This window comes from Wolbachia endosymbiont of Wuchereria bancrofti (assembly GCF_002204235.2).
Lineage (GTDB): Bacteria > Pseudomonadota > Alphaproteobacteria > Rickettsiales > Anaplasmataceae > Wolbachia.
Genome location: NZ_NJBR02000066.1, coordinates 1 through 4,262, shown reverse-complemented (window position 1 = coordinate 4,262; position 4,262 = coordinate 1). Strand labels below are relative to the sequence as shown.

The 4,262-nt window shown below is 36.3% G+C and carries 1 protein-coding gene; it reads right to left on the bottom strand.

Going from position 1 to position 4,262, the window contains the following annotated elements:
* Window positions 1-530: 530 nt before the first annotated feature.
* Entirely contained in the window at window positions 531-3,785 is a 3,255-nt protein-coding gene (gene carB / locus CCY16_RS03385) for a carbamoyl-phosphate synthase large subunit (protein WP_088414947.1), read from the bottom strand.
* Between the last annotated feature and the right edge of the window lie 477 nt (window positions 3,786-4,262).

Below are 4,262 nucleotides of genomic sequence, written 5' to 3'. Positions count from 1 at the left end.
CATTATACTTAACATGGAAACAAAAGGAGCTAAACCCTTTCCATAATTTCCTATCTATCGTCTCTCACACCGCTTAGCTGAATGGATACGAATTTACTAAGCAGAAAAAAAGGCAAAAAAACCCTTTGTTAGATAGTGTTCACTTTCTAATCCTACAAATTTAGCATACTATACTGTCTTAAATGGTTTATAAGCGCATTTCAGCTTATATAGATAAAACCTATATGTTGTAGACATAAGGTACACATAGTGCAAAAGATTAAATATTAAGACATAATACTTTGTCATTTAACCTGTACAGATCAAAGATAACTGAGTACTTTCACTACTATAGTAAGAAAGCTGGCAGAGTTTGCCAAGCAGTTTTTTCGGGCTACCTAAATGATGGCTTGGCAAAAACTACATAGTTTGCAAAAAGTACAATGAACCACGGCTGTCAGAAACCTCATCTTCATTGGTTATAGACAAGGCAGATTTTGTTCAAGTAATGTTAAAACTCTATGTATATAAAACTATTTTGGCTCTAGTATCTAAACGTTTTGTATTTGCTGCAATGACTTCACTTCCATCTCACTATTCTTTACATATTGAATTGCAAGCACTAATGCTCTACTTCCAGAAGCTGTGGTACTGTAAGCTATATTCTGCAAAATAGCAGTTCTGCGAATATCTTTGCTGTCTGAAACTGATTTCACACCTTTTGAGGTATTGATCACTAGATTTATTTTTCCATCTTTAAGCATGTCAACTATGTGGGGTCTGCCTTCTCTCACTTTATTTACAGCTTTCGCAGCAATGCCATTATTATTCAGGTATGAAGCTGTACCTTTGGTGGCATATATTCCAAAATTCATCTCTTTCAACATTCGTGCAATTGGCAATATATACTCTTTATCGTCATCCTTTACTGAAATTAGAGCTGTTCCTTTTGTTGGTAACTTATACCCTGCAGCCATGTGCACTTTTGCAAGTGCTGCTTCGAAGGATAAGTCAATTCCCATTACTTCCCCTGTTGACTTCATTTCTGGGCCAAGTAGAGTATCAATTCCTGAAAAACGCGTAAACGGAAAAACAGCAGCTTTAACTGCGAAGTGATTAAGAGATCTTTTTTCTTGGTCTAATTTTTTGCCCAAAATAACCTGAGTAGCAAGCTTTGCAATAGGAACATTAATTACCTTGGAAATAAAAGGAACTGTACGGCTAGCTCTTAGGTTCACTTCAAGTATGTATATATTATTTTCTTGTATGGCAAATTGAATGTTTATCAGACCTTTCACTTTTAATTCAAGAGCTACTCTTTCAGTCTGTAGCTCAATCTCTTTTACGACTTCATCATTTAATGTGTTTGTCGGTATTGAGCAGGTTGAATCACCAGAGTGAATTCCAGCTTCTTCAATATGCTCCATAACTGCCGCAATGAAAACTTTTTCTCCATCACATATAGCGTCAACATCAACCTCAACTGCATTAACTAAGAACTTATCAAGCAGCAGCGGCCCATGTTCAAAAATTTTAGTTTGACCCAGGACATATTCCTTAAAGCTCTCAATATCGTGCTTAATTGACATGGATTGACCACCTAAGACATAGGATGGCCTCACTACTAATGGAAAACCCACTTTTTCTGCATTAGCTAACGCTTCTTCTACTGAATGACAAATAGAATTTTCAGGTTGTTTTAAATTAAGTTGCAAAGCAAGGTTTTTAAACCTCATACGATCTTCAGCAAGATCTATAGAGTCAAAAGACGTGCCCAGGATATTAAAACCCCTTTTATTCAGTACCTTTGCTAACCTTAAAGGTGTTTGACCACCTATCTGAACTATGGCACCTACTAGTGTACCATTCTCTTGCTCTTTACTTAGTATCTCAAGTACATCCTCTATAGTTAACGGAGCAAAATATAAACGATCAGCAGTATCATAATCAGTTGAAACAGTTTCAGGATTACAATTAATCATTATTGTTTCGTATCCCATCTCTTTGGCAGCAGAAACCGCATGCACACACGCGTAGTCAAACTCAATACCTTGACCAATACGGTTTGGTCCACTACCCAAAATTACAACCTTTTTTCGATTAGAAACGTCCGCTTCACATTCTGTCTTATTTACAATGTCTCCCTCATAACAACCATACATATAAGCAGTGCTCGATTCAAATTCAGCCGCACACGTATCTACACATTTATAAACTGGGCTAACACCAAACTTTTTTCTCATTTTTTCAATCTGTTCTACTTGGTCTGCAGTGCGTGAAGCTGGAATAGATTTATTGCTTAACTTTGCCAACCTTGCATCTGAAAATCCCATCTTTTTTAGTTCTAATATTTCGCACGCGGTTTTAGGCAAGCCAGTTTCTTTAATCTTTTGTTCAGCCAAGATGATTTGCTGTATGTTCTGCAAAAACCATAAGTCATATCCTGTAATTGAATTTATCTCTTCTATGCTAATTCCATGACGCATTGCGTCAGCAGCAATTAATAATCTATTTGGCAACAATTTCGCTAATTGAGATTTTATGTGATCAACATCCGTATCCTCAGGAAACACCTCATCAAGTCCTGTAAGGCCAGTTTCAAGTGAGCGGAAAGCTTTCTGTAGTGACTCATTAAAAGTGCGACCTATAGACATTACTTCTCCCACTGATTTCATGGAAGTTGACAGTTCACAATCCGTTTCTTTAAATTTTTCGAACTCAAAACGAGGAACCTTAGTGACAACATAATCAACCACTGGTTCAAATGCAGCAGGTATAGTTGGTGCACAATCGTTGCGTATTTCATCAAGTGAATAGCCAACAGCAAGCTTAGTTGCAACTTTTGCTATGGGGTAACCTGTTGCCTTCGAGGCAAGCGCAGAAGAGCGGGAAACTCTTGGATTCATTTCAATTACAACAAGGCTTCCATCTTCTTTAGGATTAACTGCAAATTGAACATTTGCACCACCTGCACTAACATCAATTTCCCTAAGCACTGCTATAGATGCATTTCTCATTTGTTGGTACTCCGCATCACGCAGAGTCAAAGCGGGAGCAACGGTAATGCTATCACCTGTGTGGACTCCCATGGGATCAACATTTTCTATCGAACAGACTATTATACAGTTATCCTTGCAATCGCGAATAACTTCCATTTCATATTCTTTCCAGCCGATAATCGATTCATCTACCTGAACTTCATTTATCGGTGAAACTTTCAAAGCATTTCCCACAATGTTGAAAAACTCCTCTTTATTGTACGCTATGCCGCTACCTGCACCACCAAGAGTAAACGATGAACGGATGATCGCAGGTAACCCTACATAATCCAGAGCTTCCTTTATTTGTTCTTGATTTTTTATAATGATACTTCTAGGGTATTTTAATCCTATTTTATCCATAGATTGGCGAAATAATTCTCTATCCTCTGCTTTTTTAATTGCTTCTCTATTTACGCCAATTAACTTTACGTTATATTCATCCAATACTCCATCATCTGCAAGTTTCATTGCACAGTTCAAAGCAGTTTGCCCGCCCATTGTTGGCAATATTGCATCTGGCTTCTCTTTAATTATGATTTCTTCTATGATTTCAGGCAGTATAGGTTCAATATATGTTGCATCAGAAAACTCAGGATCCGTCATTATAGTTGCAGGATTAGAATTAACTAAAATAACCTTATAATCCTCGTTCTTTAATACCTTGCAACTCTGAGTTCCGGAATAATCGAATTCGCATGCCTGACCTATAATTATCGGACCTGCCCCTATTACTAATATAGATTCTATATCTGTACGTTTTGGCATAATCATAATAATGATTTCTCTAAGTAATGTTACCAATCTTTCCTATACATGTGAATTTTTATTAGACTTATGTGCCAATCACTTCAGGCCCACAACTATACAAACATCGTGATTTGATAACAAGATTCAAGTAGCTCATAAAAATGCAAAGCCCACTTTACAGACCTTAAGAACCCCTTATATGGGGATGTTTTAGGCCTAAAATTTATCTTTAATCTTTATTTAAGTGACAAAAGCACATTATTAAACTAGGTGTGTTATGTTTAATTTTTCTTATATAGACACTCCATGTCTTTATTTTATCTACGTTAGCTGAATCTCACTTATTAAGTAATGTAATAAGCGCCAAGTTTTTGAGAGAACAGTAAACAACTCACATTGCATTGTTCTTTTTGTCTTTTTTAAAGATTAGTTAAAAAACCAACTAATCTTCTTTTTTTATAAAGAAATTATTGAAAAATTTCTGCATTACCCTTA